Genomic DNA, 16,578 nt, shown 5'->3' on the forward strand with positions numbered 1-16,578 from the left:
GATTAAGAATACGTTTATTAGATTTCAAGCATTAATCGATCAATAGCCTCTGTGATCTCTTTGGTTCTTACTGGTTTGGTAACGAAATCATTCATGCCTACATCTAAGCACGAATATTTATCTTCCAGTGATGTGTGTGCTGTTAGCGCGACGATTGGCGTTTTGATGTTCGCGTCTCTCATGTATTTAGTTGTCGTTAGGCCATCCATTACTGGCATCGACACATCCATCAAGATAATGTCTATCGAGTCGTTTCCTCTTTCAACAAAGCCAATGGCTTCTTCACCGTTACTTGCGATAAAAACTTCGTGGCCTTGTCGCGTTAGAATCAATTTAATCACCATTTGATTTGTAGGATTGTCTTCGACAACTAAAACTGAATAGCGGCTTCTGAGTTCTCTTGAAGATTTGTCTTCTTCACAGTGAGCTAGATTGTTCGTGACTCTGGTAAGCACTGGTAACTGTACTTCGAATTTAGATCCTTTACCTGGCTCACTTTCTACAGATATGCGTCCTCGCATCAATTCTACCAGTCGTTTGGTTATCGCTAGGCCTAAACCGGTACCACCAAATCTGCGTGTGATTGTACTATCAGCTTGCACAAATGGACTGAACAGCGACGAAAGTTGTTGTGAGCTAATGCCAATCCCGGTGTCTTCTACTGTTATATAGAATGAGCTCTGCAGGTATTTGATAGAAACATGGACATGCCCACGCTCAGTAAATTTAATCGCGTTGCCAATCAGGTTAAATAAGATCTGTGCCAAGCGGCTTGGATCGATGTAATGAAGTTCACCTTCAGGGATATCGCTGGTTACCGTTAGCGCCAACCCTTTATCGTCTGCTGTCTTCTTTTGTTCAGACAATACAAAAGTTACAGTGTCTCTTACATTGCTCCATTGAGGTGCTAGTGAGAAACATCCAGATTCAATCTTAGAAAAATCCAATACGTCACTGATAATTGCCAGTAGAAGCTCAGATGATGTGCTCATATTAAGCAGTATAGACTGTTGTTCGTCGTTCAGAGGTGTGGATTTCAGCGTGTCTATCAAGCCAATGATGGCATTTAGCGGTGTTCTTAATTCATGACTCATCATTGCGAGGAATTCAGACTTGGCCTTGTTGGCTCTTTCTGCGTCTTTTCTTGCTGTGACAAGCTCTGCTGTTCGTTCTCGAACGGTTGCTTCAAGCTTTTCTTTGTTTTCAATGTCGAATACAGCACGCTCAATTAGTGGTCTAAAGCGGTTTAGGGTTGCTTTGGTTTCAACACTAAAGTGCTTGGTATTGGAGTGGATAAAGATGATTACGGATTGTGTTAGTCCGCTATCGATACCAGTAATTAGAACAGAGTTGATTTGATCGAGAATGATGGGATGTAAGGAATTGAACTCACCCAGAGACTTGGGTTCAAAAAGGATGGCGCATTCTCCATTGATCACTCGAGATAGCTTGCCACAATCACTCCAATTCATTTGTTCGAAGACTTTGTTATTGGTTAGAAGGGTTTTGAAATTGCCTTCGTTCCCTACCCTAGATATTACGATAAAGTCATCAAATTTAATGTATTTTTTGAGCACAAATTCAAGGCTATAAAATATCTCAGATATGTTACTTGCCTTACTGATCGCAGAGATGGTTGATAAGATCACCCTGTTCTCTTCAGCCAGTTTTCGCTCACGGGCTTTTAGTTTTTGCAGTTCAATACGTGCTTCTTGCAGCGCTTCTTGACCTTCAGAGCCCATTATTTTTTCAACCTATAAAACGTTGCAGACGATACCATTAAATTTCCGTGCGCACTCTCACCGCCAGATAACCTTCCTTGTTCACCAAAGGTGAATGGGCATATGTATGGGAGTCCGTTAAGTGCTTGATTTATTTGATCGCATACTTCGTCCATATCTTGCTTAAGGTTCAACATTGGACCTGCACAGAAGATGTTGATCGCACCTAGTTTCTCTTCTAAATCCATGTCGTTGTAGTAAGAAGAGTGAATAATATTAGCGGCACGGCTTATCAATTGCTGTTTAGAGCCCTGCATCAAATAAATGGTGTCGCCTTCACTGATATCTGTGAATAGCTCGATTCCATTGCACTCTGTTTCTCTGATTGAGTGGGACAATTTGAAATATGGGTAGTCGTATGAAGAGCCAACTTTTCGCCCTAGCGGATACACGGACGACTTTTCGAATATATAGCCATCATCACTACCACCTAGATGGAAATTGGTCCATTCGTTATAAACGGTGACGGCTGGTCTATGGTCAATCTCCAACAATATTCGGTTTCTTACTTTAGTCACGGTCCCAGAATAGCGAGTGGGCGTATGGCCTGCACTAAAAGACGAATAGATGGACTGAGAAGCAAATACCACAGTTAAAGATACGCCATTGATAGAGAGTGACTCTTCGGTAAAGATACTCCAGTTTCCAGAAACCTGATTGTCCGCCGCGCTGCCACCAATAACAGGTACCTCAGTACCAAACTTCTTATCGATAGCCGCCATCACCTTCTCTTCATTGCCAGGAGTGGAATGCAGTAAGATAAGATCAGGGATTTCACCTTCTCGGTTGGCGTTCTTAAGTGCTTTATCGATGGCGCTGAAGGTGCTTTGGTTTATGGAGTCGCTAAAGTGCTCGATACCCGTACCATAGGCGTTGATCCCGGAGTCATAGATGATGAGTACGCCTATCACTGGGCCGGAGTGGAACCCAGTTTCGGTCATAATGCCGTGACAAGTGGTGCAGCCATGTATTGGGGTGTTAGGGAGAGCATCTACGAAATATCTCTGCACAGCGAGTGTTGAGTACTCTTCTGTGCAGTAGCAAATAAGACAGGCAATATCGTCAGGGTTTTCTACCCCATTGAGCAACTCATCTACTGCGATTTTATCGTCTAGGGAATAAGAGACTTTTGATAGAAATTTCATAGATTCCGGGAAACTTTATTAATGTCCTCTTTATAACACTTTAATGCATGGTGTTTCACTGATTTGGTACATATTTCTATCAAAAGAACCGAGGCGTGACTCAGTTTTCCCTCTATTACTCTTTAGAAAGGTTTACGGAAAACGTGCTTATCTGTTGTGGAAATGTAACTGTTATTGAGGAGGTCTTATCATTAGTTTGTAACAGCCAATTCGATGGCCCTTTTTCTTCTAGAATTCCACTCTCATTGTAGCTAATGATAAATTTGCCAGTTTTAGATGTTTCGATTGAATACCCTGATCTATCGCCCGAAATTAAAACATTATGATTATCAATACCAAATTCACACGGTTTTGAAATTATACAGCTTACTGTTTCGTTATTGTCGTATGTTACTGTTCTCCAAGTAAATGCCGCTATTAAAATAACCAACATGCCGATAATTTGTACGAGCCTGCCCTTTGTTAGCTTTTGTGCCGCCATTATAATCTTTACTCCTTGTTACAAAGTTCAAAGTTTTTAAATAAAAATCCAATTCCAGACCAAGCGTAAGGTTACTACTCTGTCATTGATTTGTTAATTCAAGTATAGTGTCGCGTTGAAAATGCCACTTTTTTTCAAAATCAGCAAGTGGAAATAAAGCCCTGAATAGGCTGAATTTCCTTTTCTAATTTGGGTGGCATTACGACGTGAGTCGTGTTGGAAGTAAAGTGTAGTAAATAAGAAATTGGAAGCATGCAAATGAGCCAAGAAAAGCAGCTTGAACAAAACTACAACTATACGGTCGTCCGTCAATTTACCCTCGTTACAATTTTGTGGGGTATTGTCGGTATGGGCGTTGGTGTTTTGATTGCCGCTCAATTAGTTTGGCCACAGCTAAACTTTGATACGCCGTGGTTGACGTACAGTCGTTTACGTCCCCTGCATACTAATGCGGTTATTTTTGCGTTCGGTACAAGTGCGCTGTTTGCAACATCATATTATGTTGTGCAACGTACCTGTCAGACGCGTCTCTTTGGTGGCCCTCTCGTAGCCTTTACCTTTTGGGGTTGGCAAGCGATTATCCTGTCCGCTGCAATTACTTTACCGTTAGGTTTAACCTCTGGTAAAGAATATGCAGAACTTGAATGGCCAATCGATATTGCTATTACTCTTGTGTGGGTAGCTTACGCAGTCGTGTTCTTTGGAACCATGATTAAACGTAGGACATCGCACATTTATGTAGCAAACTGGTTCTTCGGAGCCTTCATCATCACGGTTGCCGTGTTGCACATAGTTAACAGCTTAGCTGTTCCTGTATCTGCGTTTAAATCTTACTCGATTTATGCAGGTGCAATTGATGCAATGGTGCAATGGTGGTACGGACACAATGCGGTAGGCTTCCTATTGACAGCTGGTTTCCTAGGTATGATGTATTACTTCGTTCCTAAACAAGCTGGTCGCCCTGTTTACTCTTACCGTTTGTCGATTGTTCACTTCTGGGCTCTTGTGTCACTGTATATCTGGGCTGGTCCCCACCACCTACACTACACTGCACTTCCAGACTGGACTCAGTCTCTAGGTATGGTTATGTCTTTGGTTCTGTTTGCTCCATCTTGGGGTGGCATGATCAACGGTATTATGACTCTATCTGGTGCGTGGCATAAGCTACGTTACGACCCAATCCTACGTTTCCTTATCGTTTCTCTATCATTCTACGGCATGTCGACTTTCGAAGGCCCTATGATGGCAATTAAAACGGTTAACGCGCTATCTCACTACACGGACTGGACTATCGGTCACGTTCACTCTGGTGCGTTAGGTTGGGTTGCTATGGTTTCTATCGGTTCGGTTTACCACTTAGTTCCTAAACTATTTGGTCAAGAGCGTATGTACTCTGTATCCCTAATCAATGTTCACTTCTGGTTAGCAACGATTGGTACAGTTTTCTACATTGTTGCAATGTGGATCTCTGGTGTGATGCAAGGTCTGATGTGGCGTGCAGTTAACTCTGACGGTACATTGACTTACAGCTTTGTAGAATCTGTAGAAGCTTCTTACCCGTTCTACTTTGTACGTTTCTTAGGTGGTCTTATCTTCCTATCTGGTATGTTCTTACTGGCATACAACACGTACAAAACTGTTTCTGCACCTAAAGATAGCCTTAAAGCTATCCCTCAACCGGCTTAAGGAGATTTAGAATGAGCTCAAATTCAAATAATCGCCATGAGTTGGTCGAGAAAAACGTTGGTCTACTCGCGATCTTAATTGTTATCGCAATCAGCTTTGGTGCTTTAGTAGAAATCACCCCGCTTATTTTCCAAAAGCAAACGACTGAACCTGTAGAAAACCTACGTGTTTACTCTGCTCTGGAAATGGAAGGTCGTGATATTTACATTCGTGAAGGTTGTAACGTATGTCACAGCCAAATGATTCGCCCTTTCCGCTCTGAAACTGAACGTTACGGTCACTACTCTGTAGCTGGCGAAAGTGTTTGGGAACATCCATTCCTATGGGGTTCTAAGCGTACTGGCCCAGATCTAGCGCGTGTTGGTGATCGTTACTCTGATGAGTGGCACCGTGTTCACCTTCTCGACCCTCGCGAACTTGTTCCTGAATCAAACATGCCTGGTTTCCCATGGCTTGCTGAGAATGTACTTGATGGCAAATTGACTAAGCAGAAGCTTGAAATCTTCCGTAATCAATTTGGTGTTCCTTACACAGACGAACAAATTGCTAACGCTAAACAAGATGTTGAAGGAAAAACAGAGATGGATGCAATCATCGCTTACCTTCAATCGCTTGGCCACGCAATGAAATAAGGAATAATTATGGACATTATTACATTTCAAAGTGTTTGGACTGTTACTGTTTTTGCTTGTTTCATCGGCATCGTTTGGTGGGCTTTCGGTAAAAATCGTAAGTCGCGCTTCGACGAAGATGCAAACCTAGTGTTCGCTGATGAAGCACCTGCGAAAGATAAAAATCAAGGAGTGACGAAGTAATGAGTACATTCTGGAGTATTTGGGTAACAGTCATCACAATCGGTACGCTGATTGGCTGTGCAGCCTTACTTCGTTGGTGTTCCAACGATAAAACAGGTGTAGAAGAAGGTCATGACATGGGCCATGAATACGATGGTATTCGTGAGCTTAATAACCCACTACCTAAATGGTGGACATACCTTTTCGTTAGCACAATTGTGTTTGCAGCCGTTTATCTTGCTCTATACCCGGGCCTTGGCAACTTTAAAGGTCTACTAGGTTGGACGAGTTCAAACCAAACAGTTCGTAGCGTAGAAGAGTCTCGCTCTGCAATCGCTGCAGCTCAAGCTAACAAACAGTTAGATGAGTACGCAAAAGAGCTTGATGACGCGAACACTTACTTTGGCGAAGCATTTAAAAAGCTAGCTCATGATGAGAACGGTCTTCGTTCTGTTCCTGACATTGCATCAGATGCTGACGCAATCAAAGTTGGTCAACGCTTGTTCCTGCAAAACTGTTCTCAGTGTCATGGTTCTGATGCTCGTGGTCAAAAGGGCTTCCCTAACTTGACTGACGATGCATGGCTATATGGCGGTGAACCACAAGCGATCGTTACTACCATCATGCATGGTCGTGTCGGTCAAATGCCAGCGTGGAAAGATGCACTTGGCGAAGAAGGCGTTAAAGAAGTGGTTAGCTACACTCTTAGCCTTTCTGGTCGTAGCGTGAACGTACGTGAAGCAGAAGCTGGTAAAGCACGTTTCGTAGTGTGTGCTGCGTGTCATGGTACAGATGGTAAGGGTAACCCTGCTGTTGGTGCTCCTGACCTAACAGACCGCGATTGGTTGTTTGGCGATTCTCGTGCTGATGTAACTGAAACAGTAATGAACGGTCGTTCTGGTGTAATGCCGGCTTGGAAGGACATCCTCGGTGAGGATAAGGTACAGCTCGTCGCTGCCTACGTCTGGAGCCTCAGCAACTCAGATAAAGAGTAACATAATAATAACAGCCCCTTCTTAAGGGGCTGTCTTTCTTTTACAGTTATAACCTTAAGTGTTTGTAAAAATTAGTTTTATTTCATTGGATATATTGAGAATAATAATATGGTACAACCTTGGTATAAGCAGTTTTGGCCGTGGTTTTTGATCTTCCTAACCGTTGGCGTTTCTATGCTAACATTGGTTCGAGTCGCAATACTTACCAACCATTCAGTTAACGTTGTCACTGAAGATTACTATAAAAAAGGTAAAGGTATTAATGTCGACATTTCAAAAGTAAACGTTGCTAAAAAGCTTGGCCTATCAGCTTCAGTTAGCGAGAAAGGTAACTCAGTTATCATTACCCTAGACAAAGGCAAGCTAGACCACTTCCCTGCTATTAGCGCTATGTTCGTGCACCGAACGCTCCCTGACCGTGATTTTACTCAGCTACTGACCGCTGATGCGAGCGGTAACTACACGTTGACTCTGGACCATGAAATGCAAGGTCCATGGTTTATCGAGCTTTCTCCGCATGATTCTGAATGGTTAGTGCAAGGTCGCATGAACTTCCCAATTGATACTCCTACTCAACTAACGAACTAAAGCTTATGTGTGAATCCTGTTATCACTGCGGTGAAGATGTACCAGCGGAAACGGATTTTAAAGTAGAAATTTTAGGATCGGTTCGACCGATGTGTTGTCCAGGTTGCGAAACTGTAGCCCAGACAATCGTTGATAGCGGTTTGGTCTCTTATTACCAATATCGTACCGCTCCGGCTGAAAAGGCGGATCTCGTGCCAGAGCAACTTCTGGCACTCAGTCATTACGACAACGAAGATGTCCAATTGGAGTTCGTCCGTAACTCTGAAAATACATCTGAAGTGACATTGTCACTAGAAGGTGTCTCTTGTGCTGCTTGTGCATGGCTTATTGAAAAGCAAGTCTCTTCAAAGTTAGGGGTTGTTAGCATTCGTGTTAATACCACGACTAACCGCGCCCTGCTCAGCTGGGACAAAACTCAGGCTAAACTGAGCGAGCTGTTGTCTGCAATCCATACCCTAGGCTATAAAGCCGCTCCATTCGAGGCTGATCAACAAGAAGCTGCCTATCATCGTTCGATGAAGAATTATCTCTATCGTCTTGGTATTGCTGGTTTAGCAACCATGCAGGTCATGATGTTGGCTGTGGCGCTTTATCTTGAAGTCTTTGGTAACCTTGAGCCCGAATTCAAAAGCTACTTCCGTTGGGTGAGCTTAATCTTCGCAACACCGGTTCTGCTCTACTCTGCATTGCCTTTCTATATTAATGCGTGGCGCAGTATTAAAGGCCGAACATTGGGTATGGATGTACCCGTTTCGATCGCTCTGCTATTTGCTTACGTTGCGAGTTTAGTGGCAACAGTGACAGAGCAAGGCGAAGTGTTCTTTGAATCTATCTCGATGTTCACCTTCTTCTTGTTGCTTGGTCGTTTCCTTGAGATGCGCGCGCGTCGTAAAGCTGCAGCAGCTAGCGGTAACCTGCTTAAGCTCGTTCCTGCGATGGCGACAACGCTAGACGGTGAGCAAGTACCGGTAAAAACCTTAAAAGTTGGCGACCAGATTCGCGTTCTACCGGGTGAACATATTCCCGCAGATGGCAAAGTATTGTCTGGCAGAATTCATATCGATGAATCCATGCTGACTGGCGAATCTATCCATGTGGTCAAGAATGAAGGTGATACGGTCTTTGCTGGCACATTGAATGGTGATGAATCGTTTGAATTGGAAGTGATGACCTCTAAAGCGGATTCGGTTATTTCTAATATCGTTCGTCTTCAAGATGAAGCTCAATTGTCTAAACCCCGAATTGCTGAAATCGCCGATGTGGTGGCTCGATACTTTGTCGCGGTTATCTTAATCATTTCATTCGGGACTTGGTTCTACTGGCATCAAACACGACCAGAGGACGCTTTCTGGATCATGCTTTCAGTATTAGTGGCGACCTGCCCTTGCGCTCTGTCTCTTGCGACGCCGACCGCGATTACTTGCTCAACTTCTCGCATGGGTAACTTCGGTATCTTGCTGCGCAAAGGTCACGTATTTGAAACCTTATGCAAGGTAAACCACTTAATCATCGATAAAACGGGCACTCTGACTGAAGGTGATATTCGTATCAGTAAAGTTGAGACGTTTGCTGACCTTGATAAAGACACTTGTTTGCAAGTTGCAGCAAGCCTAGAGCAACACGCTAACCACCCTATCGCTAAAGCGTTCAAAACTTATATTTCTGATGATATCGAAGTAGAGTCGGTAAACAACGTGATTGGCTCGGGCATTACTGGTGAGTTGAATGGGCAAGAAGTGGCGATTGGTAGCAGCGAGTTCATTCTAGGTGAAGCTCAGCCATCTGAAAGTAACGGTATTTACTTGTCGATGTCTGGTCGTCATATTGCAACATTCACTTATGAAGATCCGATTCGCAAAGAAAGTATCGAGTTTATTAAGCAATTCAAAGAAGCGGGAATCAAAACCACGCTGCTGACTGGCGACTCTTTGATTAATGCGAAGCCTGTTGCAGCAGAGATTGGTATTACTGACATTGTTGCTAACGCGAAGCCGGAAGACAAGCTTGCTTATTTAAACTCTAGAGACGCAAGTGACATCACCATGATGGTTGGTGACGGTATCAATGACGCCCCTATTCTTGCCGGTGCTCACCTGTCTGTTGCTATGGGCGGCGGTACTGATGTGGCGAAAGCCTCTGCGGATATGGTGCTATTGGGTGATAAGCTCGATAGATTACTTAAGTCTCGTACTTTGGCGCTAAAAACGCGTAGGATAATCCGTGAAAACCTAGCTTGGTCACTAGGATATAACTTACTTATTCTTCCATTGGCTGTCGCAGGTTTGGTTGCTCCATACATTGCCGTTGTTGGCATGTCTGCTAGCTCTATTATTGTAGTATCTAACTCGTTAAGGCTTTTAAAAGAGCAAGGTAAATAATGGAAAGTTTATACATACTCATTCCAATTGCGATCGTACTTGTATGTATCGCGGTTGGAATCTTTCTATGGGCAGTGAAGAGCGAGCAGTTTGAAGACCTTGAACGCCAAGGCCATAACATTCTGTTTGATGAAGATACTAATGTTCATCATCATTCTGATAGTAAACCTGTCAAGAATGAGAAAGCCAACGTAGAAAGCCAAACTAACTTAGACAAAAAGAACGATGACGCCTGATTGGATCGGAGCCTTTGTTGTTGGGTTGATCGGCGCAGGCCATTGCATGGGAATGTGTGGTGGCATTGCGTCGCTTCTTTCGATTGGCAACAGTAAACCTTCCCCTGTCATTCCCCTGCTTTATAACTTAGGGCGCTTGCTAAGCTATGCTGTGATTGGCGGTGTTATTGGTGGTGCAATCTCTTCGATAGGTCAGCTGAGCGATTTTAATGCTCTGCTGGGCTGGCTGCGTTTGTTTGCTGCTGGTTTTATGATCGTCTTAGGTTTGTATATTGGTAAATGGTGGTTTGGCTTGTTGTTCTTTGAAAAAGTTGGACAGAAGCTATGGCGTTATATCTCTCCTTTAGGCAAATCATTTCTACCATTGAAGCACCCTAGTCATGCTTTACCTTTTGGTTTTATCTGGGGTTGGCTTCCATGTGGTCTTGTTTACTCAATGCTAACGTGGGCGGCCGTATCAGGAAGTTGGTATAACGGAGCGGGTATCATGCTTGCTTTCGGTTTAGGTACTCTTCCAGCGATGCTCACGGTTGGAATGGGTGCCAATTTCCTCAAAAAACTGCAACAAGCTGACTTATTTCGCCAGTTTGGCGCAATTTTAATCCTCATTTACGGCTTCTATACCGGTTATATGGCGCTACAGCTCATTATTTATACCGTATAGCGGTATCTTTAATCCGGTTTTTTTACTACCCTTTAGGATTAAGGAATGCTAAAATATTGACGTATATCAAATAGTGAAAGATTGTTATGATTTCTGAAAAGCCTGTGACGAAACGAGTTCAGTCTGGTGGCTGTGCGATCCACTGCCAAGATTGTAGTATTAGCCAACTCTGTATCCCATTTACTTTGAATGAATCTGAGCTAGATCAACTTGATCAGATCATTGAAAGAAAGAAACCTATTCAAAAAGGCCAAGAGCTATTTAAAGCGGGAGACGAACTTAAGTCTCTTTATGCTATTCGCTCTGGAACGATTAAAAGCTATACGATTACCGAGCAAGGTGATGAGCAGATTACTGCATTCCACTTAGCGGGCGATCTTGTTGGCTTTGACGCGATTACGGGTGACGAACACCCTAGTTTCGCTCAAGCTTTGGAAACTTCTATGGTATGTGAAATTCCATATGAGATTCTCGATGACTTATCAGGGAAAATGCCTAAATTGCGTCAGCAGATTATGCGTTTGATGAGTAATGAGATTAAAGGTGACCAGGAAATGATTCTGCTTCTTTCTAAAAAGAACGCGGAAGAGCGCCTTGCGGCATTCCTTTACAACCTTTCAACTCGCTTCTCTCAGCGTGGCTTCAGCCCTCGTGAGTTCCGCTTAACGATGACTCGTGGCGATATTGGTAACTATCTTGGTTTGACTGTTGAAACAATCAGTCGTCTGTTAGGTCGTTTCCAAAAAGCGGACATCTTGAGCGTTAAAGGCAAATACATCACTATCGAAGATCACGATGCGTTGATGGAACTTGCTGGCGTTTCAAAAGAATAGTCTAGATATCAATGATGTAGTTCAATAATGAGCTACATCATGTTTCTCTCTTAAAACCTCTTATATTTCTCTTATTCTCTCCATAACTACGCTACATTATTTATATGTTCGGTCTGAAAAGTAGGCTTAGTTATGAGTATCTATAACAAAATTTTAGTTGTCGCAGACATTAATCACGATGAGCAACCTGCTCTAGTTCGTGCTATCCAACTTGCCAAGAAAAGCACCTCAACAAGCCACATCACTTTCTTTTTGTCGATCTACGACTTCTCGTATGAAATGACATCTATGCTCTCTGTCGATGAGAGAGACGCAATGCGCAAAGGCGTAATTCATCAGCGTGAAATTTGGATGAATAAGGTTGCTGCTCCTTACCTTGATGATTCTATTGAGTTTAACGTACAAGTGGTTTGGCATAATCGCCCGTATGAAGCGATCATTGCTGAGGTTTACAGTGGTGAGCATGACATTTTGATCAAAGGCACGCGTAAGCACGATACCTTAGAATCGGTCATATTTACTCCAACCGACTGGCACCTATTGAGAAAGTGCCCTAGCCCAGTGCTGTTGGTTAAAAATGATTTCTGGCCAGAACACGCGAAGATCTACGCTTCCGTTCATGTTGGCTCTGAAACAGAAGCTCACTTAGAGCTCAATGATACGATGGTCGACAGATTACTTGAGATCACTGGTCGTTTGGATGCTGAACCGTTCTTGGTGAACGCCTACCCGGTGACACCTGCGAATATCACAATCGAATTGCCAGAGTTTGACCCAACCTCTTATACTGATGCGGTTCGTGGCCATCACTTAACCGCGATGAAAGCACTACGCCAGAAACACGGTATGTGTGAAGAGCAAACCGTGGTTGAGCAAGGCTTGCCTGAAGATGTTATTCCTCGTGTAGCGTCTGAACACAATGCTGCTATGGTTATCCTTGGTACAACAGGTCGTACTGGCTTGTCTGCCGTGTTTATCGGCAATACTGCGGAACATGTCATCGACAAGATTAACTGCGATGTACTGGCTCTTAAACCGTCAGGTTACGTTAGCCCTCTCGATCCGAACCTGTCTAAATAGCTGATTTTTTAATTATAAAAAAACGCCTCAAGCAATGCTTGAGGCGTTTTTTGTTTATCTAAAGCTTACGCGATTCCAACAACAGAATCGTTTATATCGCGTTATACGTTAGTTACGTCGATGAACATTGACTCATCTATGTTTGAAGACGAGATTTCAGCTTCTTCGAATTCGTATGCTTTGCGATCTTCGCTACGATCCAGTGGAAGGTTAATGAAATCAAACAACTCACGGTCAGCCAATTGGCTTGGGCTCACGTTCTGAATTGACTTGAAGACCTTCTCAACACGGCCTGGAGTCTGTTTATCCCAATCAATTAGCATCGCTTTGATGTTTTGACGTTGCAGATTTTCTTGAGAACCACACAGGTTACATGGAATGATCGGAAACTCTTTGTGCTCTGCGTATTTGATTAGGTCCGTTTCGCGACAGTAAGTCAGAGGACGGATGACAACGTTACGACCATCGTCAGAGCGAAGCTTAGGTGGCATAGCCTTAAGGCGAGCACCGTGGAACATGTTCAGGAACATAGTCTCAACAATGTCGTCTAGGTGGTGACCTAGAGCAATCTTCGTTGCGCCAATCTTCTCTGCAAACGAGTACAACGTACCACGACGCAGACGTGAACAAAGGCCACAAGTTGTCTTACCTTCTGGCACTTTTTCTTTTACCACTGAGTACGTATCTTTATCTACGATGTAGTAAGGAATGTTCAGAGTTTCAAAGTACTCAGGAAGAATATGCTCAGGGAACCCCGGTTGTTTTTGGTCTAGGTTTACGGCAACAACATCAAATTTGATGGGTGCTGCTTCACGCAAACGTAGCAAAATGTCTAGCATCGCAAATGAATCTTTACCGCCACTAATGCACGCCATTACTACGTCATTCTCTTCGATCATGTTGTAGTCGACGATGGCATTCCCAACATTTCTTCTTAGAAGTTTCTGAAGCTTGTTGAATTCAAGTGTATCTTTTTTATTTTCGTTTTGGTTCATTGCGACTCTCACACCGTCGTATTACCGACTGTAGATTGCTAGTGGGACTGTTTTAGGGCGTGGATTATACGGATTTTTATTTCAGGTTGGAACAGCAACGACAGGATAAACAAGCCAGCAGGAGAAAGATTCCGCCTTATCATACGATCTGCCCTCTAGCGGTGAGAGAAATATGTCGCAATAAGAGGTAAGAATCAAAGATGAAAGGCCGTCGAGATATGTGATTTGGCAAGATTTTAAGATTTAAAGGTTTAGGTTTAAGACTTTAAACGAAAACAGCCTGTTCAACGGAGAACAGGCTGTTTCGTTAAGATCTTAAACTGAGCAAACAGATTCTGGCCGGTAGTTATTATTGCGCAGGGATGTAAGGCAAAACACGAACTGTGGCTTCTGGTAACGTGATGCTGTCACTTCCGTTCAGTTCGTCCAGCGTGAATTTCGCACGCCCTTCTTTGATTGGGATTTGCTTACCATTAGACAGGGCAATATTGCCTTCAAGTTTACTATCAAATTCTAGCGTCAAACCTTGAATATCAGGAGTGAACCAACTTGAGAACATGCCGCTGACGTCTTCTAGCATCGCTTGCATCTGTGGTAAAAGGTTTTCTAACTGTGCAACCTCAACCGTTCCAGCCAAAGGCTCCTGAGTCATTACGACGAGCGAATACGCACATTCTTGTTCTTGGGTTTGTACAAAGATAAGAGGGTTTGCTGAGCGTAGGTTTTTATCTACCGGTAGAAGCAGCTCATTCGCAGGAGACACTTTTAACTCTTCGTAATGCTCTTCTTTCTCCATCCAAGCTTTGCTGATGTGGCAGGTTTTCTGTGCTTGTTGGTCAACAAAGAAGACCGCAACTTTGACATCATCGTGCCCTTCTTTGGTATTGTTTTTCAGCTGAGTATAGAGTTTAGAATACGTGAACATGTATTCTTGCGCCGAAGCAGGAAGAGAAACGCCAAGGCTTAAAGTGGCTATTAGAGCGAGTACTGTCTTTTTCATTATTATAATCTTGTCGAAGTTGAGCGTTTATAAATAGAAAGAGCAGCCAATGAGCTGCTCTTTTTGTGATGTTACTTGGTGTAAGCCGACTTTCGAAGGCAACCAAGTTGGTATCAAAATGAGTTACTTTTTCCAGTATACCTTGTTGTGACGGATCATAGCTTGTAAATCAGTCACATAGTCTGAACCTCGCTCAGAATATTTTAACAAGCCGTTAGTGAGCTCTGTCGCTGTTTCGGTAGTTAAAAGATCATCACCTTGTGCAGCAAGTTTTGCACGAATGGCTCTTAAATCAGCGTAAGCACGGTTGCGGTTAAGGTTCATGAAGTAACGATGCACCGATTCTTGGCTTGAAGAGAATGTTGCTACTTCATGCGAGTTACCTTCGTTACGTTGTAGCGGAACAAGTCCACAACCTTTGGTGTAACACCAGTGTCCGAAATAGTTGTTGGCTTTGGTGGCGAAACGCGATGTCCCCCAAGCCGATTCATTAGCAGCCTGTGTCAGTACTAGCGCCTCTGGCAGTACGTTGACGCGGCTCAGCATCTCTGTCAGCCATGCCTGATCTAAACCTTCACTAGGCACTGGTAAGCTGTACAACTTCCCTAGCCTTTTCGCATAAGACGCGTCTTCAGAGTCAATATTGCTCAAACCAGATTCAGATAGCTTAGTTAAAAACACGCGTTCTTTGGTGATACGTTTGTTTTCAATATTGATGCTTGGGCGAAGGAACGAAAAGAATGTGTCTTTTTTTACGTTCACATCTTCGATGGCAGCAAAATTTGGTCGATCTGAAGCTACGGTCAAATCACCAAACTCACTTGATGTATTTGAACTTTGGTCTGCCGAACGTCGGCGCTCTTCTTCTTGGTAAATGTATGGACCAACCAGTGAGATAGACCCCACAATCGCTAGTGCAGTTACCTTTAGCGCAAGTGATTTACTTGCGCTGCCTTTGACATTATTACGCATCGAACACCTGAGGGTTTTTGTTTTTGTTACCATCGTTACTGTTGTTGCCGTCGTTATTACTGTCGTCGCCGTTGTTGTTGTCGTCATCGCTATTAGGTCGATCTGACGCAATAACCTTCAGTTTGATACCAAACATTTCACGGTAGATGATGCCTTTCACATGAAAGAAAAACGGAAGAACGAATATCAAGCCAATGCCGTACATCATTGCTGCCACAATGAACATCAGCATAACCATTAAGTAGATAGATGCGACGACGAAGATTTTCTTATTTACCGCTCTTAGAGAAAGCAGCAACGATTGCATTGGCGGTACTTTCTTATCACAAATCAGCAGAATTGAATTGCTGAATGCTAGTGAGAAGTAGATAGACAAAAATGGCAAAAGCATACCTGCGATGCCTTGAAGCATGAGGCTGAACAAAGTAACGAGAATGACTGGAACCGTGAACTGTAAACCTTTTCCGATATGACGCACTTTGGTTTGTAAGCCTGCGACGTGGCTCATTGCCATTAAACAGATGCCAGCATAGATAGGCGCGCTGATTACTTCGTAGCTAAAGTTAGCAATAAAAATGGATTCAACGACCTGTGGTGTAAATGCCTCTGGGTCGATAACCGCGTCTAAGATAATCGCGGGGTCACCAAGCTGCAGTTTTAGTGCGATATAAAAGATAGCCAATTGCACGAACATCAGCGCAACAATCGCAGGGGAAAACGAAAGAAAGTGACTTATCGTATGTTTCCAAGCTTCTTGGAATACAGCCGTTGCTTTGAGCTCATAATCGCCGGAAAGTGCACGGTCGATACTACCGCCCAAATTAAAATCTTTTTCGATGTCGTTGTTCATATTGGTACCTAGGTGCGCCAACTAAACGAAGCCACCTAACTTATTGATAAAAAATTGCCTTCATTATACCCATATGTCGGCTACAAACTAAAATATGAAT

The 16,578-nt window shown here is 43.4% G+C and carries 17 protein-coding genes; 10 read left to right on the forward strand and 7 right to left on the reverse strand.

What is annotated here, in order from left to right; all coding sequences use genetic code 11:
* Window positions 1-17 precede the first annotated feature (17 nt).
* From AACU28_RS16005 to AACU28_RS16015, 3 genes are all read right to left on the reverse strand, one after another.
* Window positions 18-1,742, reverse strand: a complete 1,725-nt coding sequence (locus AACU28_RS16005) for an ATP-binding protein (RefSeq protein WP_121603219.1) — start codon at window positions 1,740-1,742, stop codon at window positions 18-20.
* The gene (locus tag AACU28_RS16010; RefSeq protein ID WP_004733673.1) at window positions 1,742-2,926 is read right to left on the reverse strand and encodes an FIST signal transduction protein; all 1,185 of its coding nucleotides are present in this window, start codon (window positions 2,924-2,926) and stop codon (window positions 1,742-1,744) included. Before AACU28_RS16010 ends, AACU28_RS16005 begins: the two co-directional genes overlap by 1 nt.
* A gap of 115 nt (window positions 2,927-3,041) precedes the next feature.
* Entirely contained in the window at window positions 3,042-3,407 is a 366-nt protein-coding gene (locus AACU28_RS16015) for a hypothetical protein (RefSeq protein ID WP_017083692.1), read from the reverse strand.
* Between the two features lie 258 nt (window positions 3,408-3,665).
* Here AACU28_RS16015 and ccoN point away from each other — a divergent pair, with 258 nt between their 5' ends.
* From ccoN to uspE, 10 genes are all read left to right on the forward strand, one after another.
* Window positions 3,666-5,093 (forward strand): cytochrome-c oxidase, cbb3-type subunit I, encoded by a 1,428-nt coding sequence (gene ccoN, locus AACU28_RS16020; protein WP_032497766.1) that lies wholly within the window; start codon window positions 3,666-3,668, stop codon window positions 5,091-5,093.
* An 11-nt stretch (window positions 5,094-5,104) separates the two neighbouring features.
* Window positions 5,105-5,725: a cytochrome-c oxidase, cbb3-type subunit II gene (gene ccoO / locus AACU28_RS16025; RefSeq protein ID WP_004733677.1), complete on the forward strand. Its 621-nt coding sequence runs from the start codon at window positions 5,105-5,107 to the stop codon at window positions 5,723-5,725.
* Window positions 5,726-5,734: 9 nt separating this feature from the next.
* Window positions 5,735-5,908 carry a CcoQ/FixQ family Cbb3-type cytochrome c oxidase assembly chaperone gene (locus tag AACU28_RS16030; protein WP_004733679.1) on the forward strand — a complete coding sequence of 58 codons (174 nt, stop codon included), beginning with the start codon at window positions 5,735-5,737 and terminating at the stop codon, window positions 5,906-5,908.
* Window positions 5,908-6,882 carry a cytochrome-c oxidase, cbb3-type subunit III gene (gene ccoP / locus AACU28_RS16035; RefSeq protein ID WP_004733681.1) on the forward strand — a complete coding sequence of 325 codons (975 nt, stop codon included), beginning with the start codon at window positions 5,908-5,910 and terminating at the stop codon, window positions 6,880-6,882. Before AACU28_RS16030 ends, ccoP begins: the two co-directional genes overlap by 1 nt.
* Window positions 6,883-6,990: 108 nt before the next feature.
* Complete coding sequence (locus tag AACU28_RS16040) at window positions 6,991-7,470, forward strand: FixH family protein (protein WP_004733683.1); 480 nt, start codon at window positions 6,991-6,993, stop codon at window positions 7,468-7,470.
* Between the two features lie 5 nt (window positions 7,471-7,475).
* A complete protein-coding gene (locus tag AACU28_RS16045; protein ID WP_121603220.1) occupies window positions 7,476-9,848 on the forward strand; it encodes a heavy metal translocating P-type ATPase in 2,373 nt (790 codons plus the stop codon).
* Complete coding sequence (gene ccoS, locus AACU28_RS16050; RefSeq protein ID WP_004733686.1) at window positions 9,848-10,084, forward strand: cbb3-type cytochrome oxidase assembly protein CcoS; 237 nt, start codon at window positions 9,848-9,850, stop codon at window positions 10,082-10,084. Before AACU28_RS16045 ends, ccoS begins: the two co-directional genes overlap by 1 nt.
* Window positions 10,074-10,748, forward strand: a complete 675-nt coding sequence (locus tag AACU28_RS16055; RefSeq protein WP_004733688.1) for a sulfite exporter TauE/SafE family protein — start codon at window positions 10,074-10,076, stop codon at window positions 10,746-10,748. The genes ccoS and AACU28_RS16055 overlap by 11 nt, the downstream gene beginning before the upstream one ends.
* An 86-nt stretch (window positions 10,749-10,834) precedes the next feature.
* The gene (locus AACU28_RS16060) at window positions 10,835-11,581 is read left to right on the forward strand and encodes an FNR family transcription factor (protein ID WP_004733691.1); all 747 of its coding nucleotides are present in this window, start codon (window positions 10,835-10,837) and stop codon (window positions 11,579-11,581) included.
* Between the two features lie 132 nt (window positions 11,582-11,713).
* Window positions 11,714-12,661, forward strand: coding sequence for a universal stress protein UspE (gene uspE, locus AACU28_RS16065; protein ID WP_004733693.1), 948 nt, complete (start codon window positions 11,714-11,716; stop codon window positions 12,659-12,661).
* A 101-nt stretch (window positions 12,662-12,762) separates the two neighbouring features.
* On the opposite strand, the gene ttcA is transcribed toward uspE, so the two are convergent.
* From ttcA to AACU28_RS16085, 4 genes are all read right to left on the reverse strand, one after another.
* Window positions 12,763-13,656, reverse strand: a complete 894-nt coding sequence (gene ttcA / locus AACU28_RS16070; protein ID WP_004733695.1) for a tRNA 2-thiocytidine(32) synthetase TtcA — start codon at window positions 13,654-13,656, stop codon at window positions 12,763-12,765.
* Between the two features lie 349 nt (window positions 13,657-14,005).
* On the reverse strand, window positions 14,006-14,656 hold the full coding sequence (locus AACU28_RS16075; protein ID WP_102490818.1) for a DUF2987 domain-containing protein: 651 nt from the start codon (window positions 14,654-14,656) through the stop codon (window positions 14,006-14,008).
* Between the two features lie 123 nt (window positions 14,657-14,779).
* On the reverse strand, window positions 14,780-15,628 hold the full coding sequence (locus AACU28_RS16080; protein WP_121603221.1) for a glucosaminidase domain-containing protein: 849 nt from the start codon (window positions 15,626-15,628) through the stop codon (window positions 14,780-14,782).
* Window positions 15,621-16,478: a hypothetical protein gene (locus AACU28_RS16085; protein WP_102571466.1), complete on the reverse strand. Its 858-nt coding sequence runs from the start codon at window positions 16,476-16,478 to the stop codon at window positions 15,621-15,623. Before AACU28_RS16085 ends, AACU28_RS16080 begins: the two co-directional genes overlap by 8 nt.
* Window positions 16,479-16,578: the final 100 nt, after the last annotated feature.

This window comes from Vibrio sp. SBT000027 (assembly GCF_963894355.1).
GTDB lineage: Bacteria > Pseudomonadota > Gammaproteobacteria > Enterobacterales > Vibrionaceae > Vibrio > Vibrio splendidus.